The sequence below is a fragment of the Citrobacter sp. Cpa228 genome (assembly GCF_030333085.1).
Lineage (GTDB): Bacteria > Pseudomonadota > Gammaproteobacteria > Enterobacterales > Enterobacteriaceae > Citrobacter > Citrobacter pasteurii.
This window is the reverse complement of sequence record NZ_JAOWGQ010000053.1, coordinates 154,454-175,830: the sequence shown is the minus strand read 5'-3', so window position 1 is coordinate 175,830 and position 21,377 is coordinate 154,454. Positions and strand designations below refer to the sequence as shown.

General features: G+C 53.0%; 21 protein-coding genes. 12 read left to right on the top strand and 9 right to left on the bottom strand.

Annotated elements, in window-relative coordinates; translation table 11 throughout:
- Nucleotides 1-6: 6 nt before the first annotated feature.
- Complete coding sequence (locus tag OGX91_RS16885; protein WP_005123380.1) at nucleotides 7-957, top strand: carbamate kinase family protein; 951 nt, start codon at nucleotides 7-9, stop codon at nucleotides 955-957.
- Nucleotides 958-969: 12 nt separating this feature from the next.
- Nucleotides 970-2,352 (top strand): amidohydrolase family protein, encoded by a 1,383-nt coding sequence (locus OGX91_RS16880; protein WP_286626934.1) that lies wholly within the window; start codon nucleotides 970-972, stop codon nucleotides 2,350-2,352.
- Between the two features lie 45 nt (nucleotides 2,353-2,397).
- Here the strand turns inward: OGX91_RS16880 and OGX91_RS16875 are convergent, their stop codons facing one another.
- Nucleotides 2,398-3,264 (bottom strand): nickel/cobalt efflux protein RcnA, encoded by an 867-nt coding sequence (locus OGX91_RS16875; RefSeq protein ID WP_286626932.1) that lies wholly within the window; start codon nucleotides 3,262-3,264, stop codon nucleotides 2,398-2,400.
- Nucleotides 3,265-3,385: 121 nt separating this feature from the next.
- Here OGX91_RS16875 and rcnR point away from each other — a divergent pair, with 121 nt between their 5' ends.
- The gene (gene rcnR / locus OGX91_RS16870; protein WP_005123385.1) at nucleotides 3,386-3,658 is read left to right on the top strand and encodes a Ni(II)/Co(II)-binding transcriptional repressor RcnR; all 273 of its coding nucleotides are present in this window, start codon (nucleotides 3,386-3,388) and stop codon (nucleotides 3,656-3,658) included.
- Nucleotides 3,659-3,710: 52 nt separating this feature from the next.
- Here the strand turns inward: rcnR and OGX91_RS16865 are convergent, their stop codons facing one another.
- A complete protein-coding gene (locus OGX91_RS16865) occupies nucleotides 3,711-4,940 on the bottom strand; it encodes an amino acid permease (RefSeq protein WP_040232157.1) in 1,230 nt (409 codons plus the stop codon).
- A gap of 142 nt (nucleotides 4,941-5,082) precedes the next feature.
- The gene (locus OGX91_RS16860; RefSeq protein ID WP_199947090.1) at nucleotides 5,083-5,538 is read right to left on the bottom strand and encodes a multidrug/biocide efflux PACE transporter; all 456 of its coding nucleotides are present in this window, start codon (nucleotides 5,536-5,538) and stop codon (nucleotides 5,083-5,085) included.
- A gap of 100 nt (nucleotides 5,539-5,638) precedes the next feature.
- Here OGX91_RS16860 and OGX91_RS16855 point away from each other — a divergent pair, with 100 nt between their 5' ends.
- The 4 genes from OGX91_RS16855 to kduD all read left to right on the top strand — a co-directional run bounded on the left by OGX91_RS16855 (nucleotide 5,639) and on the right by kduD (nucleotide 9,930).
- Nucleotides 5,639-6,523 (top strand): LysR family transcriptional regulator, encoded by an 885-nt coding sequence (locus tag OGX91_RS16855; RefSeq protein ID WP_005123388.1) that lies wholly within the window; start codon nucleotides 5,639-5,641, stop codon nucleotides 6,521-6,523.
- Between the two features lie 102 nt (nucleotides 6,524-6,625).
- On the top strand, nucleotides 6,626-7,804 hold the full coding sequence (locus OGX91_RS16850; RefSeq protein ID WP_005123390.1) for an acetyl-CoA C-acetyltransferase: 1,179 nt from the start codon (nucleotides 6,626-6,628) through the stop codon (nucleotides 7,802-7,804).
- A 470-nt stretch (nucleotides 7,805-8,274) separates the two neighbouring features.
- Nucleotides 8,275-9,111 (top strand): 5-dehydro-4-deoxy-D-glucuronate isomerase, encoded by an 837-nt coding sequence (gene kduI, locus OGX91_RS16845; RefSeq protein WP_005123391.1) that lies wholly within the window; start codon nucleotides 8,275-8,277, stop codon nucleotides 9,109-9,111.
- Between the two features lie 57 nt (nucleotides 9,112-9,168).
- Nucleotides 9,169-9,930, top strand: coding sequence for a 2-dehydro-3-deoxy-D-gluconate 5-dehydrogenase KduD (kduD, locus tag OGX91_RS16840; RefSeq protein ID WP_005123393.1), 762 nt, complete (start codon nucleotides 9,169-9,171; stop codon nucleotides 9,928-9,930).
- An 86-nt stretch (nucleotides 9,931-10,016) separates the two neighbouring features.
- Here kduD and OGX91_RS16835 read toward each other — a convergent pair whose 3' ends face one another.
- Nucleotides 10,017-10,163, bottom strand: coding sequence for a hypothetical protein (locus OGX91_RS16835; protein WP_156135321.1), 147 nt, complete (start codon nucleotides 10,161-10,163; stop codon nucleotides 10,017-10,019).
- Between the two features lie 85 nt (nucleotides 10,164-10,248).
- Here OGX91_RS16835 and araE point away from each other — a divergent pair, with 85 nt between their 5' ends.
- Nucleotides 10,249-11,667 carry an arabinose-proton symporter AraE gene (gene araE, locus OGX91_RS16830; protein WP_005123395.1) on the top strand — a complete coding sequence of 473 codons (1,419 nt, stop codon included), beginning with the start codon at nucleotides 10,249-10,251 and terminating at the stop codon, nucleotides 11,665-11,667.
- 96 nt (nucleotides 11,668-11,763) lie between these two features.
- Here the strand turns inward: araE and OGX91_RS16825 are convergent, their stop codons facing one another.
- Nucleotides 11,764-12,090, bottom strand: a complete 327-nt coding sequence (locus tag OGX91_RS16825; protein ID WP_005123396.1) for a cupin domain-containing protein — start codon at nucleotides 12,088-12,090, stop codon at nucleotides 11,764-11,766.
- A 141-nt stretch (nucleotides 12,091-12,231) separates the two neighbouring features.
- Here OGX91_RS16825 and OGX91_RS16820 point away from each other — a divergent pair, with 141 nt between their 5' ends.
- Nucleotides 12,232-12,939, top strand: coding sequence for an aspartate/glutamate racemase (locus tag OGX91_RS16820; protein ID WP_005123397.1), 708 nt, complete (start codon nucleotides 12,232-12,234; stop codon nucleotides 12,937-12,939).
- Here OGX91_RS16820 and OGX91_RS16815 read toward each other — a convergent pair.
- Nucleotides 12,911-13,846, bottom strand: coding sequence for a LysR family transcriptional regulator (locus tag OGX91_RS16815; RefSeq protein ID WP_040232160.1), 936 nt, complete (start codon nucleotides 13,844-13,846; stop codon nucleotides 12,911-12,913). The genes OGX91_RS16820 and OGX91_RS16815 overlap by 29 nt on opposite strands.
- Nucleotides 13,847-13,963: 117 nt before the next feature.
- On the opposite strand from OGX91_RS16815, the gene lysA reads away from it, so the two are divergent.
- Nucleotides 13,964-15,220, top strand: a complete 1,257-nt coding sequence (lysA, locus tag OGX91_RS16810; protein ID WP_005123401.1) for a diaminopimelate decarboxylase — start codon at nucleotides 13,964-13,966, stop codon at nucleotides 15,218-15,220.
- 100 nt (nucleotides 15,221-15,320) lie between these two features.
- On the opposite strand, the gene OGX91_RS16805 is transcribed toward lysA, so the two are convergent.
- From OGX91_RS16805 to OGX91_RS16795, 3 genes are read right to left on the bottom strand one after another with little or no spacing between them, the layout of a single operon-like run.
- Nucleotides 15,321-16,331: a LacI family DNA-binding transcriptional regulator gene (locus tag OGX91_RS16805; RefSeq protein ID WP_137378446.1), complete on the bottom strand. Its 1,011-nt coding sequence runs from the start codon at nucleotides 16,329-16,331 to the stop codon at nucleotides 15,321-15,323.
- 13 nt (nucleotides 16,332-16,344) lie between these two features.
- Entirely contained in the window at nucleotides 16,345-17,373 is a 1,029-nt protein-coding gene (galR, locus tag OGX91_RS16800; protein WP_149692339.1) for an HTH-type transcriptional regulator GalR, read from the bottom strand.
- Nucleotides 17,374-17,398: 25 nt separating this feature from the next.
- A complete protein-coding gene (locus OGX91_RS16795; protein ID WP_286626925.1) occupies nucleotides 17,399-17,845 on the bottom strand; it encodes a hypothetical protein in 447 nt (148 codons plus the stop codon).
- 129 nt (nucleotides 17,846-17,974) lie between these two features.
- Here OGX91_RS16795 and aas point away from each other — a divergent pair, with 129 nt between their 5' ends.
- A complete protein-coding gene (gene aas / locus OGX91_RS16790; protein WP_199947089.1) occupies nucleotides 17,975-20,134 on the top strand; it encodes a bifunctional acyl-ACP--phospholipid O-acyltransferase/long-chain-fatty-acid--ACP ligase in 2,160 nt (719 codons plus the stop codon).
- Nucleotides 20,127-21,320 carry a lysophospholipid transporter LplT gene (gene lplT, locus OGX91_RS16785; RefSeq protein ID WP_149692338.1) on the top strand — a complete coding sequence of 398 codons (1,194 nt, stop codon included), beginning with the start codon at nucleotides 20,127-20,129 and terminating at the stop codon, nucleotides 21,318-21,320. The genes aas and lplT overlap by 8 nt, the downstream gene beginning before the upstream one ends.
- Nucleotides 21,321-21,377 lie beyond the last annotated feature (57 nt).

The following is a 21,377-nucleotide window of genomic DNA, read 5'->3' as shown; positions in this document are numbered from 1 at the left end:
AACACTATGAAAGAACTTGTGGTCGTTGCCATTGGCGGCAACAGCATTATCAAAGATAACGCCAGCCAGTCGATTGAGCACCAGGCTGAAGCGGTAAAAGCGGTGGCGGACACGGTGCTGGAGATGTTGGCATCGGACTACAACATTGTGCTGACACACGGTAACGGACCGCAGGTGGGGCTGGATCTCCGGCGTGCTGAAATCGCGCACGAACGTGAAGGTTTGCCGCTCACTCCGCTGGCAAACTGCGTCGCCGATACGCAGGGCGGTATTGGCTACCTGATCCAACAGGCGCTGAATAACCGCCTGGCGCGACGCGGTGAGCAGAAGGCGGTGACGGTGGTCACGCAGGTAGAGGTCGATAAGAACGATCCAGGGTTTGCGAATCCAACCAAGCCGATTGGCGCCTTCTTTAGCGCAGCGCAGCGCGATGAGCTGCTGCGGGTCAATCCGGGCTGGCATTTTGTGGAAGATTCCGGACGCGGCTACCGCCGGGTTGTGGCCTCCCCTGAACCAAAACGTATTGTTGAAGCAGAGGCGATCAAAACGCTGACTCAGCAAGGTTTTGTGGTGATTGGCGCGGGCGGCGGTGGGATCCCGGTTGTACGTAGCGAGCACGGGGATTATCACAGCGTGGATGCGGTGATTGATAAAGATCTCTCCACTGCGCTGCTGGCGCAGGAGATCCGCGCTGACATTCTGGTGATCACTACTGGCGTAGAGAAAGTGTGTATTCACTTCGGTAAGCCCAACCAGCAGGCGCTGGATACTGTGGATATTGCGACAATGACCCGCTACATGCAGGAAGGTCACTTCCCGCCGGGCAGCATGCTACCCAAAATTATCGCCAGCCTGACGTTCCTGGCACGTGGCGGTAAGCGGGTGATCATCACTACGCCGGAATGCCTGCCCGCCGCACTGCGCGGTGAAACGGGTACCCACATTGTCCATTCCTGAGAGGAGATGCGAATGAAGGAAAGTAACAGCCGCCGCGAGTTTTTAAGTCAGAGCGGAAAAATGGTCACTGCTGCTGCGCTGTTTGGCGCAGTGGCTCCGGTCACGTATGCTGCTAATCCTGTCGGGAACACCTGCGGGTCGAAGAGCACGATGACGATTAACGATAAACACTACTACCTCGATAACGTTCTGCTGGAAGCGGGATTTGATTACGAAAATGCCGTGGTGGTACATACACGTACTGCACTGCAAACCGTTGAAATTCAGGATGGGAAGATTGTTGCGCTACGCGAGAATAAGCAGCATCCGGATGCGACGCTGCCGCACTACGATGCGGGTGGAAAGCTGATGTTGCCCGCCATGCGCGACATGCACATCCATCTGGATAAAACCTTTTACGGTGGCCCCTGGCGTTCTCTGAACCGTCCGGCGGGCACCACCATTCAGGATATGATCCGCCTGGAACAAAAGCTGCTACCCGAGCTGCAGCCTTATACTCAGGAGCGGGCGGAAAAGCTTATCGATCTGCTGCAATCAAAAGGGACATCGATTGCCCGCAGCCACTGCAATATTGAGCCAGTTTCCGGGCTGAAAAACCTGGAAAACCTGCAGGCGGTACTGGCGCGTCGCCAGCCGGATTTTGCCTGCGAAATCGTGGCGTTTCCACAACATGGCCTGTTGCTATCGAAGTCTGAACCGCTGATGCGCGAAGCGATGCAGGCGGGGGCGCATTACGTCGGCGGCCTGGATCCAACCAGCGTGGACGGGGCGATGGAAAAATCACTCGATACCATGTTCCAGATTGCGCTGGATTACGATAAAGGCGTGGATATCCATCTGCATGAAACCAGTCCAGCGGGCGTGGCGGCGGTGAATTATATGGTGGAAACGGTGGAGAAAACCCCGCAACTGAAAGGCAAGCTGACCATCAGCCATGCGTTTGCGCTGTCCACGCTGAACGAGCAGCAGGTGGATGAACTGGCAACCCGCATGGCGGCGCAGCAAATTACCATTGCTTCGACGGTGCCGATTGGCACGATGCACATGCCGCTGAAACAGCTGCGCGATAAAGGCGTGGTGGTGATAACCGGGACCGACAGCGTGATTGACCACTGGTCGCCGTATGGGCTGGGGGATATGCTGGAGAAAGCCAATCTGTATGCTCAGCTGTATATTCGCCCGAACGAACTCAACCTGTCGCGGGCGCTGTTCCTCGCCACAGGCGATGTGCTGCCGCTCAACGATAAAGGTGAACGTGTCTGGCCGAAAGCGCAGGATGAAGCCAGCTTTGTGCTGGTGGATGCCTCCTGCTCGGCGGAAGCGGTCGCGAGGATTTCCCCTCGCACCGCGACCTTCCATAAAGGCCAACTGGTGTGGGGGAATGTCGCAAGCTAGTTTGGTTTTCCGCGCAGCGGCAATTGCTGCTGCGCGCTGTTACCGTTAACCGGCGATCCCCAGATAGCCGTGAATCCCCATATATATGCCGACCATGCCGATGAGTGCACTGGAAAAATAGGGGGCTTTACGCGCCAGCGTGTTAAATCCGCTCCAGCGTTTTGCCGCCTGCTGTACGCTGATAGCCGCGCCAACCCCTACCGTTACCAGCGTTATCGCCAGTCCGAGGCTAAAGCACAGCACCATCGTTGCCCCCAGCGTAAAGGCTTTGAGCTGGATACAAATCAGTAAGACGGTAATAGCCGCAGGACACGGGATCAGACCACCGGTCAGACCAAACAGCAAAATTTGCCCGTTGGTGACCTCTTTGCCCGCAAAGCGGCGCTGGATATCGTTGGCATGTGCGCGTTCGTGCGCGTCCTGATACTCTTTCGAACCCTCGCTCAGCCCTGCTAACGTGGCATGGTTATGATCGTGGTCGTGGTGGTGGTCATGTTCGTGATGGTGGTGGTGATCGTGGTTATGATCGTGATCATGATGATGGTCGTGATGTGTCTGAGTCAGCCAGTTCTGCTCGCCTTGCCATGTCCGCCAGAACATCCAGAATGCAGTGCCCAAAATAATGATCGCCGAGACAAACTGTAGCCAGGGTTCGACGGCCTGGGCCGTGAACGCTTTACTGATATACATTCCGCCAAGTGCAATCAGCCATACTATGGCCGTATGCGACAGGGTAGCCGCCAGCCCCAGCATCACCGCCTGCTTGATAGTCCCCTTTATGGCGATAATAAACGCCGCCATCATTGTCTTCGAATGCCCCGGTTCCAGGCCGTGTAACACCCCCAATAAAATTGCACTGGGAATGAAGAACCAGGCGTTGCCTTGCTGGAGAAGCGTAGAAAATTCACCCATGAGAATGATTCTTAGTTGTCTAATTTTGCCTGATTCTACTCCCCCCCAGTATCAAATACTACCCCCCAGTAGAATGTCGATGGTATTGTCGCTACGGATTTACGTTAATTAAGGTAATGCTATGTCACATACGATCCGCGACAAACAGAAGCTCAAAGCCCGTGCCAGTAAGATTCAGGGCCAGGTAGTGGCGTTGAAAACCATGCTGGATGAACCGCATGAATGCGCGGCTGTGTTGCAGCAGATTGCGGCGATCCGCGGCGCGGTAAACGGATTAATGCGTGAGGTGATTAAAGGTCATCTGACCGAGCATATTGTGCATCAGGGCGATGAAATAAAGCGTGAAGAGGATTTGGACGTGGTCCTGAAGGTATTGGATTCTTACATCAAGTAAGGCGGAGTGCGGCTCATCCACGCGCTGATGAATGAGCCGTTGATAACGTCATTTAGCCAAAAAACATCACGGATACGCACAACAGACCGACAATCAACGTTATCAGGTTACCCACTGAACGGTACGGCTTCAGCGCCGGGATCAGATAGGTCGATAACGTCGGCATGATAAACAGAATCATGGCAATCAGCGGCCCACTGATCGCGTAAATCATTGAAATGGCATTAGGGTTAATGCAGCAGATGATAAACGTGATGCTTGAGACCAACATAATGGACAGGGCGCGGTTAAAGGCCCGGCTTTTCTTCACACCCACCTGATGCAGCGACGTTTTTACGACTTCTGTCGCCCCTTCAATCACGCCAAAGTAGGTGCCGAGGAACGATTTTGACATCGCCACGACGGCAACAATAATCCCGGAGATTGACAGCCAGGCCGGCGCGTTTGGCATCATCGACAGTGCTGACAGGATGGTCACGCCTTCATTCTTTGCATCCTCGATATAGTTTGTCGGAATCGAAAGCAGACAGCTAAAGACGAAAAACAGTACGCTCAGACAGATGATGACGTAGGCGACCTTCATGATTTTTTTGCATTTACCCATGGCCTGCTCGCCGTATTTCTCGCGTCTGTCGATGGCAAACGTGGAGATAATGGGCGTATGGCTAAAAGCGAAAACCATCACGGGGATAGAGATCCATACCTGATGTAACGTGTGCTGATCGAAAGACATCTGGCCGGTGAGTAGCGTCGGCTGCCAGCTTCCGGTCAGGTACAGCGAAAGGAATAAAAAATACGCGATGAGCGGGAACACCAGAAAGCCCATCACCCGGATGGTGGCTTGTCGACCCATCAGAAAAATTAAATTCAGTACCAGCACCACGCCCAGACTGACCAGCATACGCACGCGAAGATCTATCGCGATATGTTTTGCCAGCTGCTCGGTGAGTGAATTGGTTATCGCCACGGCGTAGATCAGCACCACCACAAAGAAAGCAACAAAATAGAGGGTGGTAATCAGGCTACCTATCTTTTTGCCGTAATAGTGGGTGACCGCGCCGGTGATCCCTTCACCTGCAGAGGTTTTTGATGACAGGATAAACTGGCACAGCGCCTTGTGCGGCCAGTAGGTTAAAGGCCAGGCGACGAGTGCGGTGATAAACAGCACCACCGCGCCTGCAGAACCCAGCTGTATGGGAAGGAAGAGGGTTCCTGCGCCGACGGCAGTCCCATATAGTGCGAAGCTCCAGAGAGTCTCTTCTTTTGACCAAAATTTCGACATTATTTGAACGTATCAACTATAAAATAAACAAAAAGAAGCGCAATTTACCACAAATGAGAGGGGCTGGGGGAAGTGTGAACAAGTGGGCTGGTGAATGGATGAATAGCCGGAATTGAGAAAATTCCGACTATTGTTTGAATTATCAGGCAGTAACGCGCTGCTGACGACGCTTCATTACGCGCTCGCGCAATGTGTCATACGCCCAGTTATAGAACATGGTGTACGGCAGGAAGAAGAGGAAGAAACCTATTTCCAACGTGAATGCCTGAAGCAGGCTGACGTTCAGCACATACGCCACGATGCTTACCCCGATGACGATAAAACCACTCTCGAAACCTAAGGCGTGGAATGCGCGGACTTTTGCCGTACGTTTCACCCGATGTGACGGCCATAAGCGGTCAAACAGGGCGTTATAAATGATATTCCAGATCATCGCCGTGGTAGCGAGAATAATAGTCAGTCCGCCCATTTCCAGCACCGAGCGCTGCATTAACCATGCGGTGGTTGGTGCGAGGATCGCGGTGGCAATGCCTTCAAAGCAGACGGCATGAAAAATGCGCTCCATTAACGAGCGACGTTGGACTGTATCGTGTTGCATAACCTAAACCTTCTTTGATGCCTGGATAACGGAATGGTGGCAATTTTATCGTTTTATGTGATATCTAAAAGATAGTATCCATCGATAAAGTAGATAGTTCATGCGTTACTCTCCTGAAGCGTTGACGGCATTTGTAGAGACCGTCTCCTGCGGCTCATTTTCGGCTGCGGCCCGGCGACTGCGCAAAAGCCAGTCCACCATCAGTACGGCCATTGCGCATCTGGAAGCCGACCTTGGTTTTGCGCTGTTTGACCGTTCATCACGCCAGCCAACGCTGACCGAAGAAGGTAAGCGGGTGCTGGGTTATGTGCAGGCGATTCTGTCGGCGAGCGATCGTCTGGACGAAGCGGCGATTTCGCTGTCGGGTGAAACGGAAGCGCGTCTGACCTTCGTGTTGTCAGATACGCTGCATCCGGATGTGCTGGAAGAACTGATGGTGCAGTTTGACCGCAAGTTTCCCCATACCGAGTTTGAATGTCTGATTGGTGAAGACGAGGACGTGATCGATCTGCTGCAAAAAGGACGTGCTCAGGTGGGGTTGATCGAAGCGCGGCAGGATTACCCGACCGACATGGGCGTCACGCGTCTGCCGATGCAAACCTGGATGGGATTATATGTCGCGGCTTCGCATCCGCTGGCGGGCCAGGAAAAACTGCAGTGGGAACAGCTCCACACCTGGCGCGAGCTGCGTCTGAATACCTATCTGGAAAGCCGCACCAACGTGGCGCGCGGCCCCGTATGGTCTGCTCCCAACTATTTGTTACTGCTGAGTATGGCGGTTCAGGGATTCGGCTGGTGCGCGCTGCCTTGCGCGCTGGTAGAAGAATTTGCGGCAGAAAAGCCGCTGGTTCCATTGACGCTGCCCGGTTGGCCAAAGGCTATCTCTATCGATCTGTTGTGGAATAAGAAATCCCCGCCTGGCGTGGCGGGAAGTTGGCTGCGCGACCATTTACAGCAGAGTGGCGTTCAGATGACCAATAAATGATACGAATTTCCTTTGTGATAAAAATCACCGTTTTTAAACAACCTTGATAACTCTTTTTAACAATCATCTACTATTGCGGTGTTATTTTGCGCTGAGGTGGTGATGAAAGAGGTTGTGATAGTCGGGGCGTTAAGGACACCGATTGGCTGCTTCCAGGGGACACTGGCGCGCCACTCTGCCGTTGAATTAGGTAGTATGGTGGTCAGGGCGTTACTGGAACGCACGGGCGTGGACGTTCACGCTGTGGATGAAGTGATCCTCGGTCAGGTGCTTACCGCAGGTGCCGGGCAGAACCCGGCGCGTCAGTCCGCCATCAATGGTGGGTTGCCCAATACCGTTTCCGCTATCACCATTAACGATGTTTGCGGTTCGGGTCTGAAAGCGCTGCATCTGGCGACCCAGGCTATCCAGTGCGGCGAAGCTGACATTGTGATTGCGGGCGGGCAAGAGAATATGAGCCGCGCGCCGCATGTCCTCACCGACAGCCGCACCGGGGCGCAACTGGGTAACAGTCAACTGGTCGACAGCCTGGTGCATGATGGGCTGTGGGATGCTTTCAACGATTATCATATGGGCGTCACTGCAGAAAATCTGGCGCGGGAATATGGTATCAGCCGCGAATTACAGGACGCCTACGCGCTTCATTCGCAGCATAAAGCGCGGATGGCAATTGATGCCGGGCGCTTTAAAGATGAGATCGTGCCGGTGGTGACCCAGCGTAATGGGCAATCCTTTGTGGTGGATACCGACGAGCAGCCGCGCACCGATGCCAGCGCCGAAGGGCTGGCGCGTCTGGATCCTACCTTCGACAGACTTGGTTCGGTTACGGCGGGCAACGCGTCATCTATCAATGATGGTGCCGCCGCGGTGATGATGATGAGCGAAGCCAAAGCACAGGCGCTGAATTTACCCATACTGGCGCGCATTCGCGCCTTTGCCAGTGTCGGTGTTGACCCCGCGCTCATGGGGATTGCGCCAGTGTACGCGACGCGTCGCTGCCTTGAGCGCGTCGGCTGGCAACTGGCGGATGTCGATTTGATTGAAGCCAATGAAGCCTTCGCCGCGCAGGCATTATCCGTTGGGAAAATGCTGGAGTGGGATGAACGGCGGGTGAATGTGAACGGCGGAGCCATTGCGCTCGGTCACCCGATTGGCGCATCAGGCTGCCGGATTCTGGTTTCACTGGTGCATGAAATGGTGAAACGTCGGGCGCACAAAGGCCTGGCAACGCTGTGTATCGGCGGTGGCCAGGGTGTGGCACTCGCTATCGAACGAGATTAACGATCTTAGATTTACCGTCTTAAACGCCTTTCTAAGTGTTTTCGCTGCACCTGTAAAAAAGCCCTCCAGCAGGAGGGCAAGGCCAGTTACAGAAACATACACTCTAAACACCGTTAACTTATCAAAACATTGTTTCATTTCATGTGATTAACTGCGCACTTTGTTAGAAAAGGTGTCTTATCGGCCGATGATCTCGGCTGAATTTTTCATTTTTTATCCCCACCTCTAATGAATGAATCAATTTATCTTATTGTTATTAAATCATTTTATTTAAACACATTTCGCTATTTATACGCGCTGACGTGATCGCACTTACACTTTTGATAATAAGATGCGGAAAAAGTGAAACATCGTTTTAGTTATAATTGAAAACCCGTTCCGGGAGGGATATCATGAACGCATTAGGTAAAACGGAACGGCGTTTTGCTATCGCTCAAGAATTCACGGTCAATTTATCACTGGAGGTAAATGTGGACGTAAGACAAAGCATCCATAGTGCGCATGCTAAAACCCTGGATACCCAGGCGCTGCGTAATGAGTTTTTGGTAGAAGAAGTGTTTGTTGCTGACGAATACACCATGGTCTACAGCCACATTGACCGCATTATTGTTGGCGGCATTATGCCAGTGGGTAAAACCGTCTCTGTAGGTGGTGAAGTTGGCAAACAGCTGGGCGTAACCTACTTCCTCGAGCGTCGTGAGTTAGGCGTGATCAACATCGGTGGACCGGGCACGATTACTGTTGACGGCCAGTGCTATGAAATTGGTCATCGCGATGCGCTGTATGTCGGTAAAGGGGCCAAAGAAGTGGTTTTTGCAAGCATTGACCCAGCAAAACCCGCCAAGTTCTATTATAACTGCGCGCCGGCACACATGACTTATCCAACCAAAAAAGTGACCCCAGCCGACGTTGCGCCAGTGACGTTGGGTGATGATCTCACGAGTAATCGCCGTACCATCAACAAGTATTTTGTGCCGGACGTACTGGAAACCTGCCAACTGAGCATGGGCCTGACCGAACTGGCGCCGGGCAACCTGTGGAACACCATGCCGTGCCATACCCATGAACGCCGTATGGAAGTCTATTTCTACTTCAATATGGAAGAAGACACCTGTGTCTTCCACATGATGGGGCAACCTCAGGAAACGCGTCATATTGTGATGCACAATGAGCAGGCGGTAATTTCTCCGAGCTGGTCTATCCATTCTGGCGTTGGTACGAAAGCCTATACCTTCATTTGGGGTATGGTTGGCGAAAATCAGGTCTTTGATGATATGGACCACGTTGCAGTCAAAGATCTGCGCTAGTCGCGGGCGGCTACTCAGCCTGTCTGTGACGGGCATTATAAAAAATAAGGATTTACAATGATTTTGAATGCATTCTCTCTTGAAGGTAAAGTCGCCGTTGTGACGGGTTGTGACACCGGTTTGGGTCAGGGGATGGCGCTGGGTCTGGCGGAAGCAGGTTGTGATATCGTGGGTATCAACATTGTTGAGCCGACTGAAACCATCGAACGTGTTACCGCACTGGGCCGCCGTTTTTTAAGCCTGACCGCCGATCTGCGTCAAATTGATGGTATTCCGGCACTGCTGGAGCGTGCGGTCGCAGAATTCGGTCATATCGACATTCTGGTGAACAACGCCGGTCTTATCCGTCGTGAAGATGCGATCGACTTCAGCGAAAAAGACTGGGACGACGTGATGAACCTGAACATTAAGAGCGTGTTCTTCATGTCTCAGGCGGCGGCGAAGCACTTCATTGCCCAGGGTAACGGCGGTAAAATTATTAATATCGCCTCTATGCTCTCCTTCCAGGGCGGCATCCGTGTGCCGTCTTACACCGCGTCAAAAAGCGGCGTAATGGGCGTGACGCGTCTGATGGCCAACGAGTGGGCAAAACATAATATCAACGTGAATGCGATCGCCCCGGGTTACATGGCGACGAACAACACTCAACAGCTGCGTGCTGATGAACAGCGTAGCGCCGAAATCCTCGATCGTATTCCGGCGGGTCGTTGGGGGCTGCCGAGTGACCTGATGGGGCCTGTCGTGTTCCTGGCATCCAGCGCCTCTGACTACATCAACGGTTATACCGTAGCGGTAGACGGCGGCTGGCTGGCGCGTTAATCCGCCTTCCAGCACCGATAAACCCTGCCATCTGGCAGGGTTTTTTTTCATATTCGGATCATTAAAATCCATATTGTGGTTATAAATTATTCCATATTTATTTCCCTGTATATGGATTCTTTATTTTTAATATTCTTTAATATCATTGCTTTAAATTTAATTGAGTAATTAGCGGTAAATTTTAAAATTGGAATATCCATCACATAACGATGTGGTGCAGCAATTTTATCCATGTTTTTGCCGTTTCCCGCCTGACGCTTCCTGCAAGGGATCCCTTACTTTCATCGACATGGCTTACTCTGTATCTGGCAGGAAAAAATGGTCTCAATAAATAATGATGCTGCTTTAGCGCCGCGCACTGTGCGCGATACGCGACGTATGAATATGTTTGTTTCGATCTCTGCGGCTGTCGCAGGGTTGTTATTTGGCCTCGATATCGGCGTAATTGCCGGCGCGTTGCCTTTTATCACCGATCACTTTGTATTGACCAGCCGTCTGCAGGAGTGGGTGGTGAGCAGTATGATGCTTGGCGCGGCGATTGGTGCGCTGTTTAACGGCTGGTTGTCATTCCGACTGGGACGCAAATACAGCCTGATGGCCGGGGCGATCCTGTTTGTCGTCGGTTCCCTGGGGTCGGCATTTGCTTCCAGCGTGGAAATGCTCATTTTTGCCCGCGTGGTACTGGGCGTTGCCGTAGGTATCGCCTCCTACACTGCGCCACTCTATTTGTCTGAAATGGCCAGTGAGAATGTGCGTGGCAAGATGATCAGTATGTATCAACTGATGGTTACGTTGGGCATTGTGCTGGCCTTTTTATCCGATACCGCGTTTAGCTACAGCGGTAACTGGCGCGCTATGCTGGGTGTATTGGCGCTCCCGGCGGTGTTGCTGATTGTTCTGGTCGTTTTCTTACCTAACAGCCCGCGCTGGCTGGCGGAGAAAGGCCGCCACATCGAAGCCGAAGAAGTATTACGTATGCTGCGTGATACGTCAGAAAAAGCCCGCGATGAGCTGAATGAAATTCGTGAAAGCCTGAAGCTGAAGCAGGGCGGTTGGGCGTTGTTTAAAATTAACCGTAACGTACGGCGCGCGGTTTTCCTCGGGATGTTGTTGCAGGCAATGCAGCAGTTCACCGGGATGAACATCATTATGTATTACGCGCCGCGCATTTTTAAAATGGCCGGTTTTACCACCACAGAGCAGCAGATGATTGCCACGCTGGTGGTTGGCTTAACGTTTATGTTCGCGACTTTTATCGCTGTCTTTACAGTAGATAAAGCCGGGCGTAAACCGGCGCTGAAAATTGGTTTCAGCGTGATGGCCATTGGGACGCTGGTGCTCGGCTATTGCCTGATGCAGTTTGATAACGGCACCGCATCCAGTGGACTTTCCTGGCTGTCAGTCGGCATGACCATGATGTGTATTGCAGGCTATGCGATGAGCGCCGCGCCGGTGGTGTGGATCCTGTGTTCGGAAATTCAGCCGCTGAAATGCCGTGATTTTGGTATTACCTGCTCCACCACCACCAACTGGGTGTCGAACATGATCATTGGTGCAACGTTCCTGACGCTGCTCGATAGTATTGGCGCCGCGGGTACGTTCTGGCTTTATACCGCACTGAACGTCGTATTTATTGGTATTACCTTCTGGCTTATTCCTGAAACCAAAAACGTTACGCTTGAGCATATCGAACGTAAGCTGATGGCTGGCGAGAAGTTAAGAGATATTGGGGTGTAAATAGTGAGACGCAGTGTCGGATGACGTCTTGTGCAGGCCGGGTAAGCGTAAGCGATACCCGGCATTTTTGTATAACAAGGTTTGAGAATAGAGAGATTACGCCTGCAGGAAGTCTTCGCGCACCGGGGTGAAGGTATCGAGCAATGTCCCCGGCTGTAAACAGACGCAGCCGTGCATGATATTGGGTTGCTTGTACAGGGTGTCACCTGCATGGACGACATGCTTTTCTTCCCCAATCGTAAATTCAAACTCACCCGATAAAACGTACGTGAGTTGTTCATGCGGATGGTTGTGCATTGGGCCAACTGCGCCCTGCTCGAAATTAACTTCCACGGCCATCATTTTGCCATCGTGAGCCAGAATACGCCGGGTAACGCCGTTACCCAGATCTTCAAGCGCGGTTTCTTTATGAAAAATAAACATTCGGTATTCCCTCAGTAAAATGAAACATTATTTCATTAAATTTATATCAGAAAATGAAAAAAGGAAATGTGCGCCGACAGATGTGGAAAGTTGATCACATCTTTGGTTCACTGGGAGGACAACCACGAATAAGGGCAAATGATGAAAACGATCGGTCTGTTAGGCGGAATGAGCTGGGAATCCACTATTCCCTATTATCGTCTGATTAATGAAGGGGTTAAGCAGAGTCTGGGCGGTCTGCATTCTGCGAAAATTCTGCTGCATAGCGTCGATTTCCATGAGATTGAAGCGTGTCAGTCGAACGGTGACTGGCCGCGGGCAGGGGAGATCCTGGCGCAGGCGGCGGTGGGGCTACAGCAAGCGGGGGCTGAGGGAATTGTGCTGTGTACCAACACCATGCATAAAGTGGCCGAGGCCATTGAAACGGCCTGCGATGTCCCGTTTTTGCACATTGCCGATGCAACAGGACGAGCCATACAACAGCAGAAGATGAGTAACGTCGCGCTGTTGGGCACGCGTTACACCATGGAACAGGATTTCTATCGTGGGCGTTTACAGACGGAATTTGGCATTAGCACGCTAATCCCTGATGCTGACGACCGACAGAAAATAAACCAGATTATTTTCGAGGAACTGTGCCTTGGTGAATTTAGCGAAACATCCCGTGATTATTACCTGAGCGTGATTGAGCAACTGGCTCGTCAGGGGGCACAAGGAGTGATCTTCGGCTGCACCGAAATTGGCCTGCTGGTTCCCACTGAAATGAGCCCGTTGCCGGTCTTCGATACCGCGGCGATCCATGCGCAGGATGCCGTGACGTTTATGCTTTCACCTGAGACTGCAAAATAGCCTCCAGCGGGTCGGTAAGCCGGTGGAGATGGGACTGTAGATGTGCTGTAAAAGTATCAACCAGCGCGGATGCCGGGCGATGCAGTGGATGAATCAGGCTGACGGTAAAAGGCACCGAAACACTAAAACGCCGGATTACAATCCCGCTGCCTGCGTAATCCAGGGCGGTCAGCGGGTTTACTACTGAGATCCCCACGCCGGCACGTACCATCGCACAAATTGATGCGGCACTGTGCGTTTCTATGACCATTCGGCGCTTGACCTGATGATCATTAAACAGGGTATCCAGCAACTGGCGATAGCTGTCGGTGCGCGACAGGCTGATATAGTTTTCCCCCTGAAAATCCTGCGGTGTTAATACTGCTTTCCCGGTCAGCGGATGTCCCTGCGGCAGCACGCAAACTTCATCCAGCGACAGTAATTCAGTGCGTTTAGTCCCGGCGGGGGTATGCAGGGTCTCAGTTAACCCGAGATCGTGACGTTGTGCTGATAGCCACTCTTCCAGCAGCGGCGACTCCTGCGGCACAATCTGAATGTTAACCTGCGGGTAGCGGGTGAGGAAGGGTTGCAGCAACGGCGGTAAAAAGGACTGTGAGAACACTGGCAGGCAGACAATCGACAGCTCGCCCTGACGAAATTCACGCAGGCTTTCGGCGGCGCTGACGATCCGGTCCAGGCCATACCAGGATCGCTGCACCTCTTCAAACAGGCGTAGCCCTTGCACTGTAGGATGCAGCCGGCCTCGCGTACGTTCGAACAGTGTTAACCCCAGAACTTTTTCAAATCTTGCCAGCTCGCGACTGACGGTAGGCTGCGACGTGTGCAGCATCCGTGCGGCTTCCGTCAGGTTGCCTGCTGTCATAATGGCGTGAAAAATTTCAATGTGGCGCAAGTTAACGGCGGGCATTGGCGATCCTCAAATAAACATCCCATATCATTTTTGCATAGACTCGCGATAAAACGATATTTTTTATTCTCTTCGTGCTGTGGCGTAATCATAAAAAAGCCAATACCGGAGCACACCATGCCACGTCCACTCAACAGCACTGATACTGACCTGACCGCAGATAACCTGCTGCGTCTGCCCGCCGAATTCGGCTGTCCGGTATGGGTTTACGATGCACAGATTATCCGCGCGCAGATAGCCAAACTGAGTCAGTTTGATGTGGTGCGTTTTGCCCAAAAGGCCTGCTCGAATATTCATATTTTGCGTCTGATGCGTGAGCAGGGCGTGAAGGTGGATTCCGTCTCGCTGGGTGAGATTGAACGTGCGCTGGCGGCAGGTTTTGTGCCGGAGAATGATGAGATCGTCTTTACCGCCGATATGATTGACCAGGCGACGCTGGCCCGGGTGCATGAGCTACGTATTCCAGTAAACGCCGGGTCGGTTGATATGCTGGAACAACTGGGCCAGGTTTCGCCAGGGCATCGTGTATGGCTGCGCGTCAACCCGGGTTTTGGTCACGGGCATAGCCAGAAAACCAATACCGGCGGCGAGAACAGCAAGCACGGTATCTGGTATAGCGACCTTCCGGCGGCGCTGGAGGTGATTCAGCGTTATCAACTGAAACTGGTGGGCATTCACATGCATATCGGCTCCGGTGTGGACTACGGCCATCTGGAGCAAGTGTGTGGCGCGATGGTGCGTCAGGTTGTTGAATTAGGTCAGGATCTGGAAGCTATATCTGCGGGTGGAGGTTTGTCGATCCCGTATCGCGAAGGAGAAGAGGCGATCAACACCGATCACTACGTTGGTTTGTGGAGCGCGGCACGTGATCAAATAGCCAAACATCTGGGGCATCCGGTGAAGCTTGAGATCGAGCCAGGACGTTTTCTGGTGGCGGAAGCGGGTGTGCTGGTGGCGCAGGTGCGCAGTGTGAAAGAGATGGGCAGTCGCCACTTCGTGTTGATCGACGCTGGCTTTAACGATCTGATGCGGCCAGCAATGTACGGCAGCTATCACCATATCTCCGCATTGGCCGGGGATGGCCGCTCGCTGGATAATGCGGCGCAGATTGAGACGGTGGTTGCCGGTCCACTGTGCGAATCGGGCGATGTTTTTACCCAACAGGAAGGCGGTAAAGTCGAAACCCGTCTATTACCTGCGGTAGTGCCGGGAGATTACCTGGTATTGCATGATACCGGTGCGTATGGCGCGTCGATGTCGTCGAACTACAATAGCCGCCCGCTGTTACCGGAAGTGCTGTTTGATAACGGCGTGGCGCGACTGATTCGTCGTCGTCAGACCATTGAAGAGCTGTTAGCGCTGGAGCTTATCTGATTGCATGCCGGATGGTGCTACGCTTATCCGGCCTACGAAATTAACGGTGGGGTCTTTAGGCCGGATAAGGCGAAGCCGCCATCCGGCATCTGATTAAGAATTACTTATAATACGGCCCTGTTGTCACCGATTCCCGCAACACCAGGGTGCCCGTAAACGGCGGAATGGGTTCAACGTCTTCGTCATTAGCCAGACGAATAGCCTGATCGATTGCCGTGGTTATCATGGTATCGATCGGCAGATAGACGGTAGAGAGTCCTGGCTCCAGCCATTTCGCGCTGGGCGCATCATCAAAACCAAACAACGAAACATCTTCGGGGATCTTTAGTCCAGCCTGATGTAATGCTTTCGATGCACCTAACGCCATATCATCGTTACAGGCGAACAGCGCGCTGAATATCACCCCTTCATCCAATAGTTCACGACAGGCTTCATAGCCTCTGGTCATCGTTGAATCACCGTATTTGACCCTGGCGGGTTCCCAGGGAATACCGTTTTTTTCCAGCGCTTTACGATATCCCATCAACCGGGATTTACCGGTTGGCGTATGGCCGGGTACGGTGATGCAGGCAATATCACGATGTCCTTGCGAGATGAGGTAATCGACTGCCTGAAACGCCGCGTCTTCCTGTTCAAAGAAAATCGCGCGGTCGCGGGCCTGGCTGACGTCGCGGTTAATGACCAGCAAGGGCATATCAATGCGGGTCATCAGCGACATAATCGCCTTTTCGCTCATGTAGCGAGTGTAGAGAATAATGGCGTCGCACTGTCGGTCGGCCAACATTTGAACGGCTTCCTGCTCTCGCTCTGGTGTGTCATGACCGTCGGTGACAATCAGCTGTTTGCCGTGAGACTCCGTCTGGCGCGATGCCTGTTGCAGCAAACGACCAAAGTAGAATCCATCAAATGTAGATACCACCAGACCAATGCTGTTGCTGGTGCGGTTTGCCAGTGAGCGCGCTAAAAAATTGGGCCGATAATCGAGTGCCTGCATGGCGTTGAAGACTTTCTGGCGCGTGCTTTCTTTTACCTGCCCCGTACCATTAAGTACGCGTGAAACGGTCGCTTTCGATACGCCAGCATGTCGTGAAACGTCTAACATCGTTGTCATGACGCAATCCTGATTAATCGTTTGACGAAGAATTTCCCGGCTCAGTCAGCGCCGAAACGGAATGCCGGCGTACCAGCGTTGGGTTAAAGACGTGAGTGATTTCCGGGACCGGGCGTTTTTCGGCCAGCGCCAGCGCCAGTTCGGCGGCCTGGGTTGCCATCGTCACGATAGGGTAGCGTACCGTCGTCAGCCGTGGACGCACGTAGCGTGAAACCAGTACATCATCAAAACCAATCAGCGAGATTTCGCCCGGTACATCAATGCCATTATCGTTTAACACACCCATAGCGCCCGCCGCCATTGAGTCGTTATAGCAGGCGATAGCCGTGAAGTTTTTGCCGCGACCAAGCAGCTCAGTCATTGCCTGCTCGCCGCCGCTTTCATCGGGCTCGCCAAACGTGACCAGTCGATCGTTTACCGGAATATTGCTTTCCGCCAGCGCGTCGTAATAGCCTTGCAAACGATCTTCCGCATCTGAAATGCTGTGGTTGGAACACAGATAACCGATGCGCGTATGGCCCTGCTGAATAAGATGACGGGTTGCCAGCCAGGCACCGTAACGGTCGTCCAGCGCAACGCAGCGTTGTTCGAATCCCGGTAAAATTCGGTTGATCAGGACCATTCCGGGGATTTGTTTCATCAATGATGTCAGCTCGGCATCCGGGATGATTTTAGCGTGGACCACGAGGGCTGCGCAGCGGTGGCGAATAAGTTGCTCAATCGCCTGACGTTCCTTTTGCTCGTTATGGTAGCCGTTGCCAATCAGTAAAAAGTTACCGGTATTATAGGCCACCTGCTCGACAGCTTTAACCATTGCCCCAAAGAACGGATCGGACACATCACCGACTACCAGACCGACGGTTTCAGTAGATTGTTGTGCCAGCGCCCGCGCGTTGGCGTTGGGGTGGTAGCTGAGTGATTCCATTGCACTCATTACAGCCAGACGCGATGCGTCGCTGGCTTTGGGGGAGTCATTGATCACTCGAGAAACGGTGGCGACTGATACACCAGCTAGTCGGGCTACATCCTTTATGGTCGCCATGATAGTACCTGTTGTGGGTAAACGCTTACATCCCGCCAGTGTTACGGAAAATGGCTGCCTGTTCAAGCAGATTGCCCGTCAGGACGTCGCAAATGTGAGCGGACACGAGCGAAGTAAGACAGAAAATAGAAAATGAAAACCTTTGCTTACACTTTGCGATGTGCTGTTGCGATTGTTCGCTGGTGAGGTGAGAGAGCGGATTGATAGAGTTGAGATCCCAGAGGTATTGATAGGTGAAATCAACTTTCGGGTTGATCACAAAATTTACACCAGCCTGCGCAGATGCGCAGGTTTTTTTTTGCGTCCAGCGTATCTGTAACAGTAACCGATAATTTACACAACTCGTTGCACTTGGGTTCATTCCTTTGCGTTTTCCAACTGGCGGAACGGCGCGGTGACGACCACAATCAAGATCCCAGAGGTATTGATTGGTGAGATTATTCGGTACGCACTTCGTACCTGTCTCTTGCACCGACCTGCGCGGATGCGCAGGTTTTTTTTCGGACTCTATTTACCCGTTATCTGTCGCGCCCCTTCTCCAACTCGTATACTCTCCCACCATTGATGGTTATATATATAATTAATGGCACAGGGAGTTGAGATGCTATTTGGCTTTTTTCGAAATCTGTTTCGCGTGCTGTTTCGTGTTCGCGTTACGGGCGATGTCAGCGCGCTACGGGGAGAACGCGTCTTAATCACGCCCAACCATGTCTCATTTATCGATGGTATCCTGCTGGCGCTCTTTTTACCGATTCGCCCTGTGTTTGCCGTTTACACCTCTATTAGTCAGCAATGGTATATGCGCTGGCTAACCCCGCTGATTGATTTCGTGCCGTTAGACCCAACCAAACCGATGTCGATTAAGCATCTGGTTCGTCTGGTCGAACAGGGCCGCCCGGTGGTTATCTTCCCGGAAGGACGTATTTCGACCACTGGTTCGTTGATGAAAATCTATGACGGTGCCGGGTTTGTCGCCGCTAAGTCGGGAGCGACGGTCGTACCTGTGCGCATTGAGGGCGCAGAGCTTTCCCGCTTTAGCCGCCTGAAAGGTTTGGTTAAACAGCGATTCTTCCCGCGCATCCGCTTACACATCCTACCGCCGACACAACTGCCGATGCCGGAAGCACCGCGAGCTCGCGATCGCCGTAAAATCGCCGGAGAGATGCTACATCAAATTATGATGGAAGCACGCATGGCGGTTCGTCCGCGTGAGACGCTCTACGAGTCGCTGCTGGCGGCAAAATATCGGTTTGGCGCAGGCAAAAACTGCATTGAAGATATTAATTTCACTCCGGACAGCTACCGCAAACTGCTGACGAAAACGCTGTTTGTCGCGCGTATTCTGGAAAAATACAGCACCGAGGGTGAAAGAATCGGCCTGATGCTGCCAAATGCGGGAATCAGCGCGGCGGTTATTTTTGGCGCCATTGCGCGTCGACGCATTCCGGCCATGATGAATTACACCGCGGGCGTGAAGGGATTGACCAGCGCCATTACTGCCTCTGAAATCAAAACGATCTTCACTTCCCGGCAGTTTCTCGATAAAGGCAAACTCTGGCATTTACCGGAACAACTTACTCAAGTGCGCTGGGTGTATCTGGAGGACTTGAAGGCCGATGTGACCTTTGGCGATAAGCTGTGGATTTTTTCACATCTGCTGGCTCCACACCTGGCACAGGTGAAGCAGCAGCCGGAAGAGGCTGCGGTGATCCTCTTTACCTCGGGATCAGAAGGCCACCCGAAAGGTGTCGTACACAGCCATAAGAGCATTCTGGCGAACGTCGAGCAGATTAAGACGATTGCCGATTTCACCGCCGATGACCGCTTTATGTCGGCGCTGCCGCTGTTCCACTCTTTTGGCCTGACGGTAGGATTGTTCACGCCATTACTGACCGGTGCTGAAGTGTTTTTGTACCCCAGTCCGCTGCATTACCGCATTGTGCCGGAGCTGGTCTACGACAGGAACTGCACCGTGTTGTTTGGTACGTCAACGTTCCTCGGCAACTACGCGCGGTTTGCTCATCCGTACGATTTCCACCGTCTGCGCTATGTGGTAGCGGGAGCGGAAAAACTGCAGGACAGCACGAAACAGTTGTGGCAGGAGAAATTTGGCCTGCGCGTCCTTGAAGGCTATGGCGTGACGGAATGTGCGCCGGTGGTGTCTATCAACGTACCGATGGCGGCGAAATCGGGAACGGTAGGGCGCATTCTGCCTGGTATGGATGCCCGACTGTTGGCGGTGCCTGGTATTGAAGATGGCGGGCGTTTACAGCTGAAAGGCCCTAATATTATGAGCGGCTATCTGCGCGTCGAAAAACCTGGTGTACTGGAAGTCCCAACCGCAGAAAATGCGCAGGGTCAGATAGAACACGGCTGGTACGACACCGGTGATGTTGTACGCTTTGATGAAAATGGCTTTGTACAGATTCAGGGACGTGCCAAGCGCTTTGCCAAAATTGCCGGTGAGATGGTGTCACTGGAGATGGTTGAACAGCTGGCGCTGGCGGTATCTGCTGAAAAAATGCATGCCACGGCTATCAAGAGCGATGCCAATAAAGGGGAAGCGCTGGTGCTGTTTACTACCGACGGCGAGCTGACCCGTGAAAAATTACTCCAGTATGCGCGCATCCACGGCATTCCAGAGCTTGCCGTACCGCGTGATATCCGCCACCTGAAACAACTCCCTCTGCTCGGCAGCGGTAAGCCAGATTTTGTGACACTGAAAAACTGGGTCGATGAACCGGAAAAACAACATGCGTGAGTCAGTACACACTAGCACTTCAATCTGGTCAAAAGGGATGATGTCCGTTATCGCCGCGCAGTTTTTGTCAGCGTTTGGCGATAACGCGTTGTTGTTTGCTACCCTGGCTTTGCTCAAGGCGCAGTTCTACCCGGACTGGAGCCAGCCAATCCTGCAAATGGTGTTTGTGGGTGCTTACATTCTATTTGCTCCTTTTGTCGGGCAGGTCGCGGATAGCTTTGCGAAAGGCAGAGTGATGATGTTCGCCAACGGTCTCAAGCTACTGGGGGCGGCGAGTATCTGTTTTGGCGTTAACCCATTTCTGGGGTATACGCTGGTGGGTATTGGTGCAGCGGCTTATTCTCCGGCCAAGTATGGCATCCTGGGTGAGTTGACGACCGGCGATAAACTGGTGAAAGCGAATGGCCTGATGGAGGCGTCAACCATTGCCGCTATCTTGTTGGGTTCTGTTGCTGGTGGTGTGCTGGCCGACTGGCATGTCATTGCTGCGCTTTCCGCCTGCGCCCTGGCTTATGCTGGTGCCGTGGTGGCTAACCTGTATATCCCGAAACTGGCTGCGGCTCGCCCCGGTCAGTCGTGGCATCTGGGCAAAATGACGCGCAGTTTTTTCTGTGCCGCCTCCTCACTGTGGCGCAACGGTGAAACGCGTTTCTCATTGGTCGGAACCAGCCTTTTCTGGGGCGCGGGTGTTACGCTGCGTTTTCTACTGGTGCTGTGGGTTCCGGTGGCGCTCGGCATCACCGATAACGCCACGCCGACCTACCTTAATGCCATGGTCGCGATCGGGATTGTTGTCGGCGCGGGGGCGGCTGCGAAACTGGTGACGCTGGAAACCGTGTCGCGCTGTATGCCTGCGGGGATACTGATCGGCATCGTGGTGCTGATTTTCTCTCTTCAACATTCGCTGCTTCCGGCCTACGTGTTGCTGCTGCTTATCGGCGTGTGTGGTGGGTTCTTTGTTGTGCCGCTAAATGCGTTACTGCAGGAGCGGGGCAAGAAAAGCGTCGGCGCGGGCAATGCGATTGCGGTGCAAAACCTGGGCGAAAACAGTGCGATGTTGCTGATGCTGGGTATTTACTCACTGGCGGTGCTGGTGGGGATCCCGGCGGTCGCGATTGGTATTGGGTTTGGGGCGCTGTTTGCGCTGGCGATTGCGGCGCTGTGGATTTGGCAGCGCCGCCGGTAACATTGCCGGATGGCGACGCAAGCGTCTTATCCGGCCTACAGGACGAACAATTTGTAG